Genomic DNA, 14,679 nt, shown 5'->3' with positions numbered 1-14,679 from the left:
TTGGAAACAACGGAGGCCACCGCCATGAACGACATCCGGTTCACACCCGACGAGCTTTCCACCTTGCGCGAACATGGCGTCGTGCTGTTCGCCGACCGCGTGATCTTCGACGCACAGCCGCCGATGCCGCGGCAGCAGATCGATGCCGTGCAGGCCCAGTGCGCGGGCTCGATCCCCGAGGCGCTGCTCGCGTTGTGGCAACAGACCGCGGGCGGGCGGCTCGACTACGACCTGTCGCTCGAGATGAACGGCAATCTCGAATCCATCAGCTGGAACGAGCTGTTCTGGAACGGCAGCGACGGCTACCACGACCTGCAGGGCTGGATCGCGCACGAACTCGAACTGGCCGAGGAAGCCGCGCGAGAAGGCGGCGCCCCGTGGAGCGGCAAGCTCACGCACCTGCCTTTCGGCGGCTTCGAATACACCGACCGCATCTACACGGTGGTGGAGCCCGGCGCCGGTCACGGGCAGGTCATCGCGTGGAAGAAGGGCCTGCCGCCGGCATGGACGCATGCGCTGCACGAAGACAGCGTGAACACCATCGCACCCGGCCTCATGGGCGCCTTCGCGGCTCTGCATCTGGAAGAAGACCCGCTGGCTCCCACCAGCGACTACTTCTCGGGGCAGACGCTGCTCGAATACCTCGACGACCGCCATGAGGAGCACGGGCTCGATCTCGACCTGATGGACAAGCTGGTCGCCTTCTATTCCCGTGCCGTGGCCGACTGGCGCACGCCGCTGGCCGAAGGTACGCTGCGCCACCAGCCCTCGCTCGCGCGCGTGGCCCTGCGCCATGCCATCGCGACCGACGATGCCGAGCTGGTCGCCGAGCTCGCCGCCGCGGGCGTGGACTTCGACGGGCCGCTGCAAGGTAGTGCGCTCGCGACCGACGTCGCGGTGGGGCACGGCGCTTTCGCCGCAGCCGCGGCGCTGGTGCGTGCGGGTGCGCCAGTGGCGGCCGATGCACTGCGCAACATCGACGGACAGATCGCGCCCGAACTCACGAGCGCGCTGCTGGCCAACGGCGCGGAGCCCAACGTGGCTGCCATCGTCAAGTGCGCGGCCTGCGGTGCGCCCGCGAGCGCGCACCTGATCGCTGATGCCTGTGCGCGGGCGGGCATCGACGTGCAGCCGGCCTTCACCGCGGACCGCGATGCGATGCTGCTCGAACTGAAGACCAGCCTCGCCGGCAAGCAGGGCCACTACCTGGGACAGGAAGGGCTTGCAGAGCGCATCGAGCACCTGCAGACCTTTCGGCTGTGAAACTGGCTCTCTGTGCGTGACGCTTGGTGCGCGCGCTCACGCCGATGGGGTACCTTGCTCCGCGAATGTCCCCCGCCCTTCGGGCTCCTCCTTTATTTCGCTGCGCAAAGGCACCCCATCGGCGTGATCGTTGGACAGAACAGTCGTTGATCAGCGGTGCACCCAGAGCGTGCCCTCGTGCACAGGGCATCGGGTGCTCCCCGCAGCGAAATAAAGGAGGAGGCCGCAGGCCGGGGGACATTCGCGGAGGGGAGTACCCGGTGGCCTGTGCACACACCCGGGGGCAGAAGCATCAACCGCCGTACAGCCACGGCTGGTCGAGCAGCTTTGCTCCCAACAAGCGCATCGCCATGTCGCGCCCCAACCGCACTGCGCCCGTGGCGTGGAAGATCTCGCCGTTGCGGCGCGCGCGCGCCTGCACCTGTGCATTGCGTGCCCAGCGCGCCTCGGCATAGCGCGCGAACGCCGCGGGCACGCCGGCGGCGCTGCCGTCGCCCAGCGCCTCGGCCAGCGCCACCGCGTCTTCGATGGCCATGCCCGCGCCCTGCGCGAGGTACGGCACCATCGGATGCGCCGCATCGCCCACCAGTGCGACGCGCTCGTGCGCCATGTCAGCAGCGCCGGTCAGGGGCGCCCGGTCGCCAAGCGACCATGCGCGCCAGCCGGGCATGGCATCGAGCAGCGCCTGCAGGCCGGCGCAGCTGCGGCCCATGGCCTGCTTCAGCGCGCCGACGCTGCCGGCCTGGTCCCAGTCGCGCGCATCGCCGGCGGGGGCGGACTCGGCGATGACAACCACGTTGAGCCAATCGCCGCCGCGCACCGGATACGCCACCGCATGCAGGCGCGGGCCGAGCCAGACGTCGACCTGCCCGCGGCGCAATGCGGCGGGCAGGTCGGCCTGCCGGATCAGCGCGCGCCACGCCGTGTGGCCGGTGACGCGCGGCGGCTGCGCGGCGGACGCGGAGTCGAGCTGCTGCCGCACCATGCTCCAGAGGCCATCGGCCCCGACGACGGCTTCGCCTTCCCAGGCGCGCGCATCGGTGCTCGACAGGCAGACAAGGTCGTCGCTGGTTTCCACCTGCGTGATGTGCGCCGCGGTGACGAGCGTGCCAGTACCGCGTGCGCGCACGGCATCGAGCAGCAGGCCGTGCAGGTCGGCGCGATGCACGCAGAAATAAGGAGCGCCGTAGCGCTGCTGCATGACCTCTCCTAGCGGCATGCGGGCCAGCTCCGAGCCGCTTTCGGCGCTGTGCACCGCGAGCGCGTCGGGCCGCGCCGCAATGGCCGCGAGCCCGGAGCCCAGATCGAGTTGCTGAAGGCGCCGCGTGGCGTTGGGGCCTAGCTGCACGCCGGCGCCGATTTCGCCGAAGGCCGCGGCCTGTTCGAAGACGTCGGCGCGGTGCCGTCGGCGGGACAGCGCCAGCGCAGTGGCCAGCCCCCCGATGCCGCCCCCGGCGACGAGGATGTGCGCGGGCATCGGCTCAGCGGCTGTGCGTGGACGACGGCGCGATGGTGCCCTGGTCGGCTTCGGGTTGCTTCAGGGGAGTCTTGGGAGCGCAGCTTCCACAGCTGTCGCAGGAGCCGCAGCCCGAGGTCTTTGCCAGCGAGGCGGCCAGCTCCTTCGCGCGGGCTTCGTCGACCCAGCCCGCGCGGTGCGTACCGGCCGCGAGCTTCCGTGCCGCGCCGCGGCGCCAGCCCGCGGGCATCCAGCGCCAGACCGCGTAGAGCGCGGCTGCCGCGACGATCAATCCGACGATCAGTTGCTGTGCCATTTCTTCTTCAACCTTTCGTGGCGGGTTTTAACCCGCTCCCAGTGCCAGTGCAACGCGGTAAGTGATGAAGCACGCCATGTAGGCCAGCGCGAAGAGGTAGCCGGCCATGATCCAGACGTACTTCCACGAGCCCGTCTCGCGCTTCACGGCCGCGAGCGTCGAGATGCACTGCGGCGCGAACACGTACCAGACCAGCAGCGACAGTGCGGTAGCCAGCGACCAGCTGCCCGCGATCAGCGGCTCCAGCTGCCCCGCCACGTCGTCGCCCGTGGCCGACAGCGCGTACACCGTGCCGAGCGCACCCACGGCCACCTCGCGCGCTGCCATGCCCGGCACCAGCGCAATCGAGATCTGCCAGTTGAAGCCGATGGGCGCGAAGATGTGCTCCAGCCCGCGGCCGATCATGCCGGCCAGGCTGTACTGGATGGCCGGCCCGGTCGCGCCCTCCGGCGGCGAGGGGAAGGTCGACAGGAACCACAGCAGGATCGTCAGCGTGAGGATGATCGTGCCCACGCGCTGGATGAAGATCCATGCGCGTTCGTACAGCCCCAGCGCCAGGTTGCGCGGGTTCGGCCAGCGGTAGGCAGGCAGCTCCATCAGCAGCGGCGACTGCGAGGTGCTGTCGCGAAAGCGCTTCATCACCCAGGCCACGGCCATGGCCGAGACGATGCCGAACACGTAGAGCGCGAACAGCACCACGCCCTGCAGGTTGAACACGCCGCCCACCGTGCGCGCCGGAATGAAGGCAGCGATGAGCAGCGCATACACCGGCAGCCGCGCCGAACAGGTCATGAGCGGCGCGATCATGATGGTCGTGATGCGGTCGCGCCAGTTGCTGATGGTGCGCGTGGCCATCACGCCGGGAATGGCGCAGGCGAAGCTCGACAGCAGCGGAATGAACGAGCGGCCCGACAGGCCCACTGTGCCCATCACGCGGTCCAGCAGGAAGGCCGCGCGCGGCAGGTAGCCCGAGTCTTCCAGCGCGAGGATGAAGAGGAAAAGAATCAGGATCTGCGGCAGGAAGACGATCACGCCGCCCACGCCGGCGATGACCCCGTCGACCAGCAGGCTCTGCAGCATGCCCTCCGGCATGTGCGCCTTGAGCAGGCTGCCCAGCCCCTCGGTGCCGGCCTTGATGGCGTCCATCGGCACATTGGCCCAGCTGAACACGGCCTGGAACATCAGGAACATGGTGACGGCGAGCACCAGCATGCCCCACAGCGGATGCATCACCACGCGGTCGATGCGGTCGCTGGTGGCGAGGCTGCCCGCCGGCTCCTTCACCGCCAGGCCGAGGATGCGGCGCACCTCGCGCTGCGTGGCCAGCACGTCGTCGAGGCCCGGTGCCTGCCAGGGCTGCGGCGCAGCGGCGGCCACGGGCGTGTCGAGCGCTTCGAGCAGGCCCTGCGCGCCACCGGTGTGCACGCCGACCGTCTCGATGACCGGCACGCCCAGTTCGCGCGAGAGCACCGCCGCGTCGACCGCGATGCCCTGCTTGCGGGCCATGTCGGTCATGTTGAGTGCCACCACCATCGGCAGGCCCAGCCGCCTGGCCTCGAGCACCAGCCGCAAGTTCAGGCGCAGGTTGGTGGCATCGGTGACGCACACCAGCAGGTCGGGCAAGGCTTCCTTGCTCTGGCCGGTGACGACGTCGCGGGTGACGGCCTCGTCGGCGCTCAGTGCGTTCAGGCTGTAGGCACCCGGCAGGTCGAGCACGAACACACGGCGGCCCGACGGCGTGCGCAGCGTGCCTTCCTTGCGCTCGACCGTCACGCCGGCGTAGTTGGCCACCTTCTGGCGGCTGCCGGTGAGCAGGTTGAACAGCGCGGTCTTGCCGCAGTTGGGGTTGCCCAGCAGGGCGATGCGGCCCGGCTGAGCAGTGGCCGCGAGACGGCCGGGGCCCTGGATGACGGCTTCAACCATGGTTGGCGGCTCCGGGCGTGACATGGATCAGCGCGGCTTCGTGGCGGCGTAGCGCGAAGGTGGTGTGGCCGAGGCGGACCGCCAGCGGCTCGCGGCCCGGAATGCCGCTGGCGACGATGCGCACGGCCTCGCCGGGCACGAAGCCGATTTCCGTCAGGCGCAGGACCAGTTCGCGGCCGTCCGCATCCTCGGGGCGCGCCACGTCGAGCACGGTCGCCCACTGGTTGTTCGGAAGCTGGTCGAGGCGCAGGGCGACGGCGGTGGTCGGCGCTGCGCCGAAATCGGTGGTTCGCACGGTGAGATGACGCCCGGAATATCGGGCGCGCCGGTAAGCAAAGGCTAGATGCTAGCAATTCTCACTCACAAAAACCTGACCAACCCCCTCAAAAGCCTGGAAGCCCGGCAAATCAGCGGGTTTTCGCTGGGTTCGGTCGCCCGTACGGGGCTCAAACGGCCAATTCGACGACGCGTGCGGTGACGGCATCGCCGTCGATCAACAGTTCGGCCACGGCGATGGGCAGCTTGAACCGGCGCGGGCCCGCGCTGCCCGGGTTGACGTACAGCACGCCGCCGCGCTCCACGATCTTCGGCTGGTGCGAATGGCCCGAGACGACCACGCGCACGCCGGCCGCCGGCGGGTCGATGCCGAGTTGCGCGAGGTCGTGGATGGCGTAGATCTGCACATCGCCGAACTCCAGCAGTTCGGTTTCAGCGATCGCCTCGGCCCAGGGCTCGCGGTCGTTGTTGCCGCGCACGGCCGTCAGCGGCGCGATGGCCGCGAGCGCTTCGAGGATGCCGGCGCTGCCGATGTCGCCGCCGTGCACGATGAAATCGCTGCCTCTCAGGAAAGCGACGGCCTCGGGCCGCAGGAGCCCGTGGGTGTCGGAAATGAGGCCGATGCGGAGCACCCCGGGCTATTCCAGCAACTGCCGCAGCACGAACGGCAGGATGCCGCCGTGCTTGTAGTAGTCGACCTCGATCGGCGTGTCGATGCGCAGGCGCACCGTCACCTCCTGGTGCGTGCCGTCGGGGCGGTGCACGACCAGCTTCACGTCCATCTGCGGCTTCAACTCGCTACCGATCACCACGTCGATCTTCTCGTCGCCAGCGAGGCCCAGCGTCTGCCACGAATCGGCGCCGCGGAACTGCAGCGGCAGCACGCCCATGCCAACCAGGTTGGCGCGGTGGATGCGCTCGAAGCTGCGCGCCACCACGGCCTTGATGCCCAGCAGCTGCGTGCCCTTGGCTGCCCAGTCGCGCGAGGAGCCGGTGCCGTATTCCTCGCCGCCGAACACCACCGTCGGCACGCCCTGCGCCATGTACTTCATGGCGGCGTCGTAGATGAACATCTTCTCGTTGCCCGGCTGGAACAGCGTGACGCCGCCCTCTTCCTGAGTGCCATTGGCGTCCGGCGGAATCATGAGGTTCTTGATGCGCACGTTGGCGAAGGTGCCGCGCATCATCACGTCGTGGTTGCCGCGGCGCGAACCGTAGCTGTTGAAGTCGGCCTTGGCCACGCCATGCGCCTTGAGCCAGATGCCCGCGGGCGAACTTTCCTTGATGGAGCCGGCCGGCGAGATGTGGTCGGTGGTGATCGAGTCGCCGAACAGCGCCATGACGCGCGCGCCCTTGAAGCCCGCGTCCGATGCGTGCGGCGTCATCCTGAAGCCCTCGAAGAACGGCGGCTCGGCGATGTAGGTCGACTTCGGCCAGTCGTACACCTGGCCGTTGGTGCCCTCGATGCTGCTCCAGAACTTGCCCGGGTCGGTCTTGACCTTGTCGTAGTTCTCGCGGAACGATTTCGCATCCATCGCGTAGCGCAGGTTCTCGTCGATTTCCTTCGGCGTCGGCCAGATGTCGCCCAGGTACACGTCCTTGCCGTTCCGGCCCTTGCCCACGGGCTCGGTCATCAGGTCGGTCATCACGTTGCCGGCGATGGCGAAGGCCACCACCAGCGGCGGCGAGGCGAGGAAGTTGGCCTTCAGGTTCGGATGGATGCGCGCCTCGAAGTTGCGGTTGCCCGACAGCACGGCGGCGCCGATCAGGTCGTTCTTCGTGATCGCCTCGTTGATCTCGGGCGTCAGGTCGCCGGCGTTGCCGATGCAGGTGGTGCAGCCGTAGCCCGCGAGGTAGAAGCCGAGCTTTTCGAGGTACGGCAGCAGGCCGGCCTTCTCGAGGTATTCGGTGACGATGCGCGAGCCGGGTGCCAGAGAGGTCTTGACGTGCGGCTTGACCGTGAGCCCCGCCTCCACCGCCTTCTTCGCGAGCAGGCCGGCGGCCAGCATCACGCTCGGGTTCGAGGTGTTGGTGCACGAGGTGATGGCCGCGATCAGCACGTCGCCGTTGCCGATGGTGACATCGCCTTTGGGCGCCGGCGGTGCGGTGGCGCTGGTGTGTGCCGCGGCATGGGTCGAGCGGTTGGCCACCATCTCGACCACGTCGCGCGGCGCACCGGGCGGCGGCGCCGCGGCTTCGTCGTCGTCGCGCACGCCGTTCACGCTCAGCGGGTAGCGCAGCTTGAGCTTGTCGGCCGGCTGGTTGAAGCCGTTGGCGTCGTTGGGCTTGCTGTACAGCTCCGAGAACTTGGTGGAAAGGTGACCAAGGTCGATGCGGTCCTGCGGGCGCTTCGGGCCGGCCAGGCTCGGGGACACGGTGCCGAGGTCGAGCCTGACGATTTTCGTGTAGTCGATGTCGCCCGGGTTGGGCATGCCGTACAGGCCCTGCGCCTTGTAGTAGGCGGCAAAGCGCTCGACCTCTTCCTGGGTGCGGCCGGTGCCTTCGAAGTACGCCACGGTCATGTCGTCGACCGGGAAGAAGCCCATGGTCGCGCCGTATTCGGGTGCCATGTTGCCGATGGTCGCGCGGTCGGGCACGGCGATGGAAGCGGCGCCGGGGCCGAAGAATTCGACGAACTTGCCCACCACTTTCTCAGCCCGCAGGATCGCGGTGACGTACAGCACGAGATCAGTCGCCGTGACGCCCTCGCGCAGCTTGCCGGTGAGCTCGAAGCCCACCACGTCGGGCGTGAGCATGTAGACCGGCTGGCCCAGCATGGCCGCCTCGGCCTCGATGCCGCCCACGCCCCAGCCGACCACGCCGATGCCGTTGATCATGGTCGTATGGCTGTCGGTGCCGACCAGCGAGTCGGGGTAGTAGGTGGGCACGTCGTTCGCGTCGCCCGGGCTCTTGTAGACGCCGCGCGCGAAGTATTCGAGGTTGACCTGGTGCACGATGCCGAAGCCCGGCGGCACGACGCGGAAGGTGTCGAAGGCCTGCATGCCCCACTTCATGAACTGGTAGCGCTCGTTGTTGCGCTGGAACTCCAGCTTCATGTTCAGGTCGAGCGCCTTGGGCGTGCCGTAGTAGTCGACCATCACCGAGTGGTCGACCACCAGGTCGACGGGCACCAGCGGCTCGATGGTCTTGGGCGACTTGCCCAGCTTGGCGGCCACGCTGCGCATGGCGGCCAGGTCGGCCAGCAGCGGCACCCCGGTGAAGTCCTGCAGCACCACTCGGGTGACGACGAAAGGAATCTCGTCGGTGCGCTCGGCGTTCGGCGCCCAGTGGGCCAGCTCTTCGACATGCTTGGCCGAGACCTTCTGCCCGTCGCAGTTGCGCAGCACCGATTCGAGCACGATACGGATGGAAACCGGCAGGCGGTCGATGGTCGGGTACTGCTTGGCCAGCTCCTTCAGGGACCAGTATTTGCCGGACTTGCCCGATGCGGTCTTGAAGGTCTTGAGGGTGGACGCAAAGGCATGCGCCGGTGCTTTGGCCATGGAGGAACTCCTGTTGATTCGTGGAAGCTCCTCAAGATATCAGGGAACCATGTCGGCCGCTGTAGTCAGGGGACTAAAGCTCGGCCCCCGGTGTCTCCGGATTCGGGGTCTGGGTGGCTACACCGCGAGCGAATTCCTGCCGCGCCGGAGCCGGCGATTCCGGCCACCGGGTATCGCGTCGATGACCTGGGAGGTCATCGCGCCGCGCCGCCGACACGCCAGAATGCAGCCCCATGAACACCACCCGCTCCCACCCACCCAAGGCCAGCCAGCCCGGCGCGCGCGACCCGTTCGGCGCCCACCTGCGGCACTGGCGCACCCACCGCCGCCTGAGCCAGCTCGACCTGGCGCAGGAAGCCGAGGTCTCGACCCGCCACCTGAGTTACGTGGAAACCGGCCGCGCCGCGCCCAGCCGCGAGATGGTGCTGCGACTGGCCGAGCGGCTCGAGGTGCCGCTGCGCGAGCGCAATGCACTGCTGGTGGCCGCGGGCTTTGCGCCGATGTACCGGCAGCGCTCGCTCGACGATCCGGCGATGGCCGCCGCGCGCCGCGCTGTCGACCTGGTGCTGAAGGGGCACGAGCCCTTTCCCGCGCTGGCCGTGGACCGCCACTGGAACCTGGTGGCGCACAACGCGCTGGTGCCGATGCTGATGGAAGGCGCCGCGCCCGAGTTGATGCAGGCGCCCATCAACGTGATGCGGCTGAGCCTGCACCCCGACGGCGTGGCTGCGCGCATCGCCAATCTCGCGCAGTGGCGCACCCATCTGCTGGAACGGCTGCAGCAGCAGATCGCCGCCACCGGCGACGCGGTGCTGCAGGAATTGCATGACGAACTGGAGGCCTACCCTCCACCCGCGGTCAGCCACGACCTGCCCGCCATCGACACGGCACTGTCGGCCATTGCGGTGCCGATCCAGTTCGTGACGCCGAACGGGGTGCTGAGCTTCATCAGCACCACCACAATCTTCGGCACGCCGGTGGACGTCACGCTGCAGGAACTGGCGGTGGAATCGTTCTTCCCGGCCGATGAGCAGACCGCTGCTGCGCTGACGGCATTGGCGGCGCAGGCGACGGCTTGAAAGCCTGCGACTGGCTCAGCGCTTCTTCGGAGGCTGGCCCGCGGCAGTGGCCGGGGCTGCGCCAGGAACTGCGGCCGGGTCCCGCCAGCCGTATTCGACATAGCGCCGGATGATCAGGCAGCCCGGCGGCGAATCGATCAGCGAGACCGACGAGGTGGGCTCCTTCTCGTCGGTATAGACCGCGTAGTTGGGCAGCAGCCGCGTCATCTTGTAGCTCGCGAGTTCCTGCTGCCCCACGCTCGCGCAGGTGAAGGGCGCGACCGAGATGCGCTCGGCCGACACGGTGCAGGCGCCGCTGTCGTCGGGAATGGCGGTGATCGACGCGGCCACGCCGGCGTTCGGAAACTCCATGCCGATCAGCGAGAACACCGGCCCGGCGTCGGGGCGCTTGCGGTCCCAGTCGAGCAGCACGTCGTGGCTGCGGCTGCCCTGCACGGTGAGCGAGGAAAGCCGCGTGATGGCGGGCAGGCAGCGCTTGATGCCCACGCTGGTTGCCGCGCGCGTGAGCGTGTCCTGCGGCGCCGCCGGTGGCGCCTGGGGCACCAGCAGGCCCTGCGCGAATGCGACGCTGGCGGCGGGCCACGACAGGGCGGCGAGCAGCAGGCGGATGAATCGTTGGGTCGGCTTCATCCCGGTCCTCATGCGTAAAGGTTTTCGATGGCGGCGGTGTAGGTGCGCACGTTGTCCTCGCCTTCGGGGTCGAGCGTGGCGATGAAGCGGCGCGCGCGCTCGCGGTAGGCCGGCAGGTCGGCGTCGTGTTCGGCAAAGGCGCGCTGCAGCGCGCGGCCGCCCTCCTCGCAGTCGAAGCCGTGATAGCGGTAGCCGCAGTCGCCGATGAGGTGCGAGTTGTGGATCAGCGGATAGCCGCCGTACAGGGCCTCGTAGTAGAGGTAGTTCTGCGCGTTCTCCCAGTGGTGCGCGAACACCGCGTCAATCTTGCCCGGCATCACCTGGTAGACCGGGAAGCGTCCCTCGAAGGCGGCCAGCCCGTGCTGCACGATGTCCAGGCTCTGCGCGAAGCCGACGAACAGCGGCTTGTCCTTCAGATGGAAGCTGTTGTAGACCCACATCTTCTCGATCAGCCGCGGCTGCGCGCGGTGCGCCGCCTCGCAGCCGAGCATCGGGATGAAGCTCGTCTTCACCATGCAGATGTTGGGCTCGAAGATGGCCACGCGCCACTGCTTGCGACCGGGTTCGTAGGCAAACGGCGGGCTTTGCGGCGCGCGGGCCATGGCGCGCTCCAGCACCATCGGGCTCCAGAGGTGAGGCATGAGCCGCACCGGTGCGCGGAAGGTGCTCTCGAAGTAGGGCTTGCACGACACCTCGTACTCGGGGATCGTCCAGACCTCGTCGTACGGTGCGCCGGAGACCAGCAGGCCGTGCGGCTTGTCGAAGATCATCCGCTCGATGTCGATCACGTAGTCGTTGCCCACGCGCATCGAGACGATCTTGCCGCCGCGTTCGCGAAACGCCACGGACCACGACATGGCCAGCTGGGCGCTCATCTCGATCATGAGATCGAGCTCCTGTGCGGCCGTGGCCATGTCGATGATGGGCACCGGCGAGTCGGCCAGGAAATTGGTTGCATCCGCAGGACCGCCGTCGCCGCCGCCGGCCACCAGCACGGCGCTTTCCACGCGCGGCGAACGCAGCAGCAGCATCACGAGGAACAGGCAGTTCTGGTAGACGCCGTTCTCCCACAGGCTCTGCTCGCCCTTGCGGATGAAGATGGAAACGCCAACCTTCAGCTTGGCCTGCATGGCGGTCTTTTTCTGCGCTTCGCTCATGCGGCGCTCCTCACGCCGTCGGCACGGAATGCGGCATTGCCGCCCGCCAGCTGCAGCAGGCGCTGCGCGTAGCCGTCGACGTTCGCCCGATGGAGCGGATCGAGCGTCTCGAAGACCCGCAGGGAGCGCGCGCGGTAGTCATCCAGCTGCCGGTCGTGGCTGCGCACGGCCTGCAGCAGTTGCGCGGCACCGGCGGCGATGTCGAAGTCGGGGTAGTAGTAGCCGGCATCGCGCAGCCAGGGCGAGTTGTGCACCAGCGGGTAGTTGCCGTAGAGCGCATCGAGGTAGCTGTAGTTCTGGTCGTTCTGCCACTGGTGCGAAACCACCGCGTCGGCAAACTGCACCATGAAGCCCGCGAAGTCGTGCCGGCCGTGGAAGATCGCCTTGTGCTGGCGCACGATGTCGAGCGAGTTCGCCAGGTACAGCATCGTCGGATGGTCCTTGACGTGCAGGGTGTTGAGCACCTGCATCGAGGCCACGGCGGTTGGGTCGGCGCGGTAGGCCCCGTCGCAGATCAGCATGGGCACGCTGCTGGACTTCACCACCGAGATGTTGGGCTCGAAGATCGCCACGCGAAACCCCGGCTGCTCGGCCGTGCGCGGCGTGTAGCCGAAGCGGTGGCCCGCGGCCTCGACCTCCGCGACGCGCTGGGCCAGGAACTGCGGCGACCAGAGATACGGCACCTCGAACACCGGGCAGCGGTGCATGGTGCGCATCATCGGCGCGAACACCGCGTCCTTGGGCAGCAGCCAAACCTCGTCGCAGCGGCCGGGCTTGCTGAAGTGGCCCTTGTCGGTGAACACGATCGGCTCGGCCAGCGCCGCGAAGGGCTGGCCCACGCAATGGAACACCACGCGGCCGCCGCATGCGCGGAAATAGGAGAGCCATTGCACGTCGAGCGCGCCGGCCATCTCGATGACCACGTCCAGCGCATCGGTCAGGTCGCGGGCCCGCCCGAAAGCCAGGCCCATGGCGGCCAGGTCGACCTGGGGCGGCATGCTCGGCTGGTCGCCGGCGTCGACCAGGGTCACGGATTCGACGAACTCGATGCGTTGCAGCAACCGGGCGAGAAACAGGACGTTCTGCCCCATTCCGTTTTCCCAGATGTTCTGCCCCTCGTGGGTGAGGACTGAAATACCAATGCGCATGGGGGCGAAGTGTGTATCAAAAAAAACGGCTCCCGCACCGTCAGCACGGGAGCCGCCCGGTCAGGGGCGATTCAGCGGCTTGCTTACTTCCACTTCCAGCCGATGCCGGCGTTGACGCCCCATTCCTTGCCCGTGCTCGTCAGGCCCGCGCCCCAGGACATCTTGCCGTCGTCGGACAGCGCCTTGAAGGTCAGCGCCACGGCGCTGTAGCCCTTGTAGCTGCCAAGGCCCACGCCCACGGTCTTTTCGCCGGGGTACAGCGTCGGCAGGTAGGTACCCGACATCGCGAAGGCCATGGCCGTGCCAGAGTAGGCGATGCGCGCCACGTCGCCGACCTGGCCCTGCACCTGGTTCAGCTGGTTCAGGTTCACGGCGTCGGTCGGCAGCACGCCCGGCGCCACGTTGCTGATGCGCGTGCCGCCCGGGGCCTGGCCGGCGCCCAGCGTGACCTGGTTGTAGTTGACCGAGCCGTCCGGGTTGGTCGCGTACTGCACGCTGCTGGCCGCAACCCCATTCGCCGTGGCCCTCAGTTGCGCCACGTTGGTGGCGTCGCTGTCGGCCGTACCTGCCGCCACGCCGGTGATCTGGCGGAACTGGCCGGAGGCCGCATCGCCCACCGACACCGCGGCCTGCGTGCTGGTGGTTGCCCTGATGGCCGCCGCCTGCTGCGCCGTCGCGCTGCCCGGAACGTAGCCGGCCACACCTGCCGCGGTGGAAGCCACCGAGCCCGCGCCCAGCGCCACGCCGCCGCTTTGCTGCACGATGGCGCCGAAGCCGATGGCCGTGCCCTTGGAGATGTTCTGCGCCTGGCTCAGCGCCGTACCGCCTGCGTCGGCGTTGTCGCCCAGCGCCACGCCACCGCCGCCTGCGCGGGAGTTCACACCAATGGCCTGCGAGCCCGTGGCCAGCGCTCCGGTACCGATGGCGATCGCGTTCGCACCCGTGGCCTGGGCGCCGAAGCCCACCGCCACCGCGCCGTCGGCCGTGGCCCGGGCGCCGTTGCCGGCAGCAAACGAGTTGGCGCCGCTGGCCACCGACTGCGGGCCGATCGCCACGGCTTCCTGGCCCGAGGCCTGGGCATCCGCCGCCGTCGAGTTGGCATGGAAGTACTTGGTGCCGGTGTTGTAGATGTTGTTGACCGACGTGCTCAGGCTGCTGACGTTGACGTTGGTCGTGCTCAGGCTGGTCGACAGGCTGCCGCCACCGGTCGACAGGCTGGCAATGCCGCTGGTTGCTGTGCTCAGGCCCGTCGAGGTCGACGTCGACAGGCTGCTCACACCGCACGCCGGGCCGCGCCGTCTGAGCGTGATGGAGCCGAACATCAATGTGGTGAAGTTCTGCCTCTACCCCGTGCTGATCGCCGAACTGGCCTACCGCGCGCGGCCCGACGCCATCGCACTGCTGCAGGTCACCAACGCCGAGCGGCTGGCCAGGGAGAACATGGAATTCATCACGCTGATGAACCAGCTCGACCTCGTCCGCGAGCACAAGGCGGTGTTCCTCGGTCGGCACGAAACGCCGGTCTTCCTGGCGCTGAACACGGACATCGTGGTCTCGCACCAGGGGGAGAACCCGCTCAACTACTTCTACCTCGAGACCTGCTGGCAGGGCTATCCGCTGGTTCACAACGCGCACCTGTGCGCGGACCTCGGCTATTACTACGAAGGCAACGACGTAGCCGGCGGCAGTGCCCGCGTGCTGGAAGCCATCGACACGCACGACGCCAACGCGGCTGACTACCGTGCGCGCCAGCGCGGTCTGATCGATCGTTATCTGCCCGGCAACGCCGCGGCCACCGAGCTCTACAACACCCTGCTGCTCGGCCTGATGCAGCGCCCTGCCCGATAGGCCTCCTCCGCCCCCGGCATGCGGATTTCATCCGAAGCCACCTCCGACCTGAACCTGTCGTCCGGCCATGAAAAAGCCCC

At 68.4% G+C, this 14,679-nt stretch carries 13 protein-coding genes; 3 read left to right on the top strand and 10 right to left on the bottom strand.

The window, feature by feature from the left end; translation table 11 throughout:
* Nucleotides 1–24: 24 nt before the first annotated feature.
* Nucleotides 25–1,263, top strand: a complete 1,239-nt coding sequence (locus tag ASC92_RS02910; protein ID WP_056510124.1) for a hypothetical protein — start codon at nt 25–27, stop codon at nt 1,261–1,263.
* A 292-nt stretch (nt 1,264–1,555) separates the two neighbouring features.
* Here the strand turns inward: ASC92_RS02910 and ASC92_RS02905 are convergent, their stop codons facing one another.
* From ASC92_RS02905 to ASC92_RS02880, 6 genes are all read right to left on the bottom strand, one after another.
* Nucleotides 1,556–2,740 (bottom strand): FAD-dependent monooxygenase, encoded by a 1,185-nt coding sequence (locus ASC92_RS02905; protein ID WP_056510123.1) that lies wholly within the window; start codon nt 2,738–2,740, stop codon nt 1,556–1,558.
* Between the two features lie 4 nt (nt 2,741–2,744).
* On the bottom strand, nt 2,745–3,035 hold the full coding sequence (locus ASC92_RS02900) for a DUF6587 family protein (RefSeq protein ID WP_056510121.1): 291 nt from the start codon (nt 3,033–3,035) through the stop codon (nt 2,745–2,747).
* Nucleotides 3,036–3,062: 27 nt separating this feature from the next.
* Entirely contained in the window at nt 3,063–4,958 is a 1,896-nt protein-coding gene (feoB, locus tag ASC92_RS02895; protein WP_056510119.1) for a ferrous iron transporter B, read from the bottom strand.
* On the bottom strand, nt 4,951–5,253 hold the full coding sequence (locus ASC92_RS02890) for a FeoA family protein (RefSeq protein ID WP_056510118.1): 303 nt from the start codon (nt 5,251–5,253) through the stop codon (nt 4,951–4,953). The genes feoB and ASC92_RS02890 overlap by 8 nt, the downstream gene beginning before the upstream one ends.
* A 151-nt stretch (nt 5,254–5,404) precedes the next feature.
* The gene (locus ASC92_RS02885) at nt 5,405–5,866 is read right to left on the bottom strand and encodes a metallophosphoesterase family protein (RefSeq protein WP_056510115.1); all 462 of its coding nucleotides are present in this window, start codon (nt 5,864–5,866) and stop codon (nt 5,405–5,407) included.
* Nucleotides 5,867–5,872: 6 nt separating this feature from the next.
* Nucleotides 5,873–8,737: an aconitate hydratase gene (locus ASC92_RS02880; protein ID WP_056510113.1), complete on the bottom strand. Its 2,865-nt coding sequence runs from the start codon at nt 8,735–8,737 to the stop codon at nt 5,873–5,875.
* A 233-nt stretch (nt 8,738–8,970) separates the two neighbouring features.
* On the opposite strand from ASC92_RS02880, the gene ASC92_RS02875 reads away from it, so the two are divergent.
* Entirely contained in the window at nt 8,971–9,816 is an 846-nt protein-coding gene (locus ASC92_RS02875) for a helix-turn-helix domain-containing protein (RefSeq protein ID WP_056510111.1), read from the top strand.
* A 15-nt stretch (nt 9,817–9,831) separates the two neighbouring features.
* Here ASC92_RS02875 and ASC92_RS02870 read toward each other — a convergent pair whose 3' ends face one another.
* The 4 genes from ASC92_RS02870 to ASC92_RS02855 form a co-directional block, all read right to left on the bottom strand.
* Nucleotides 9,832–10,446 (bottom strand): hypothetical protein, encoded by a 615-nt coding sequence (locus tag ASC92_RS02870; RefSeq protein WP_056510109.1) that lies wholly within the window; start codon nt 10,444–10,446, stop codon nt 9,832–9,834.
* Between the two features lie 8 nt (nt 10,447–10,454).
* On the bottom strand, nt 10,455–11,603 hold the full coding sequence (locus tag ASC92_RS02865; RefSeq protein WP_056510107.1) for a DUF2827 domain-containing protein: 1,149 nt from the start codon (nt 11,601–11,603) through the stop codon (nt 10,455–10,457).
* The gene (locus tag ASC92_RS02860; protein WP_056510104.1) at nt 11,600–12,751 is read right to left on the bottom strand and encodes a DUF2827 domain-containing protein; all 1,152 of its coding nucleotides are present in this window, start codon (nt 12,749–12,751) and stop codon (nt 11,600–11,602) included. The genes ASC92_RS02865 and ASC92_RS02860 overlap by 4 nt, the downstream gene beginning before the upstream one ends.
* A gap of 83 nt (nt 12,752–12,834) precedes the next feature.
* A complete protein-coding gene (locus ASC92_RS02855; protein WP_235505649.1) occupies nt 12,835–14,028 on the bottom strand; it encodes a YadA family autotransporter adhesin in 1,194 nt (397 codons plus the stop codon).
* Here ASC92_RS02855 and ASC92_RS02850 point away from each other — a divergent pair.
* Nucleotides 13,973–14,599, top strand: coding sequence for a DUF2827 family protein (locus tag ASC92_RS02850; protein WP_414820388.1), 627 nt, complete (start codon nt 13,973–13,975; stop codon nt 14,597–14,599). The genes ASC92_RS02855 and ASC92_RS02850 overlap by 56 nt on opposite strands.
* Nucleotides 14,600–14,679: the final 80 nt, after the last annotated feature.

It is taken from the genome of Variovorax sp. Root411, from assembly GCF_001425205.1.
In the GTDB taxonomy this organism is placed as follows: Bacteria; Pseudomonadota; Gammaproteobacteria; order Burkholderiales; family Burkholderiaceae_C; genus Variovorax.
Note: the sequence above shows the minus strand (reverse complement) of the source record. Positions and strands in the feature narration are given on the sequence as shown.

What these genes read in the sequence shown, in the direction of transcription:
- ASC92_RS02860 (WP_056510104.1), bottom strand. Translation starts at nt 12,751, where the DNA reads ATGCGCATTGGTATTTCAGTCCTCACCCACGAGGGGCAGAACATCTGG.
- ASC92_RS02905 (WP_056510123.1), bottom strand. Translation starts at nt 2,740, where the DNA reads ATGCCCGCGCACATCCTCGTCGCCGGGGGCGGCATCGGGGGGCTGGCC.
- ASC92_RS02850 (WP_414820388.1), top strand. Translation starts at nt 13,973, where the DNA reads ATGCCGCTGGTTGCTGTGCTCAGGCCCGTCGAGGTCGACGTCGACAGG.
- ASC92_RS02870 (WP_056510109.1), bottom strand. Translation starts at nt 10,446, where the DNA reads ATGAAGCCGACCCAACGATTCATCCGCCTGCTGCTCGCCGCCCTGTCG.
- ASC92_RS02880 (WP_056510113.1), bottom strand. Translation starts at nt 8,737, where the DNA reads ATGGCCAAAGCACCGGCGCATGCCTTTGCGTCCACCCTCAAGACCTTC.
- ASC92_RS02875 (WP_056510111.1), top strand. Translation starts at nt 8,971, where the DNA reads ATGAACACCACCCGCTCCCACCCACCCAAGGCCAGCCAGCCCGGCGCG.
- ASC92_RS02865 (WP_056510107.1), bottom strand. Translation starts at nt 11,603, where the DNA reads ATGAGCGAAGCGCAGAAAAAGACCGCCATGCAGGCCAAGCTGAAGGTT.
- ASC92_RS02900 (WP_056510121.1), bottom strand. Translation starts at nt 3,035, where the DNA reads ATGGCACAGCAACTGATCGTCGGATTGATCGTCGCGGCAGCCGCGCTC.
- feoB (WP_056510119.1), bottom strand. Translation starts at nt 4,958, where the DNA reads ATGGTTGAAGCCGTCATCCAGGGCCCCGGCCGTCTCGCGGCCACTGCT.
- ASC92_RS02910 (WP_056510124.1), top strand. Translation starts at nt 25, where the DNA reads ATGAACGACATCCGGTTCACACCCGACGAGCTTTCCACCTTGCGCGAA.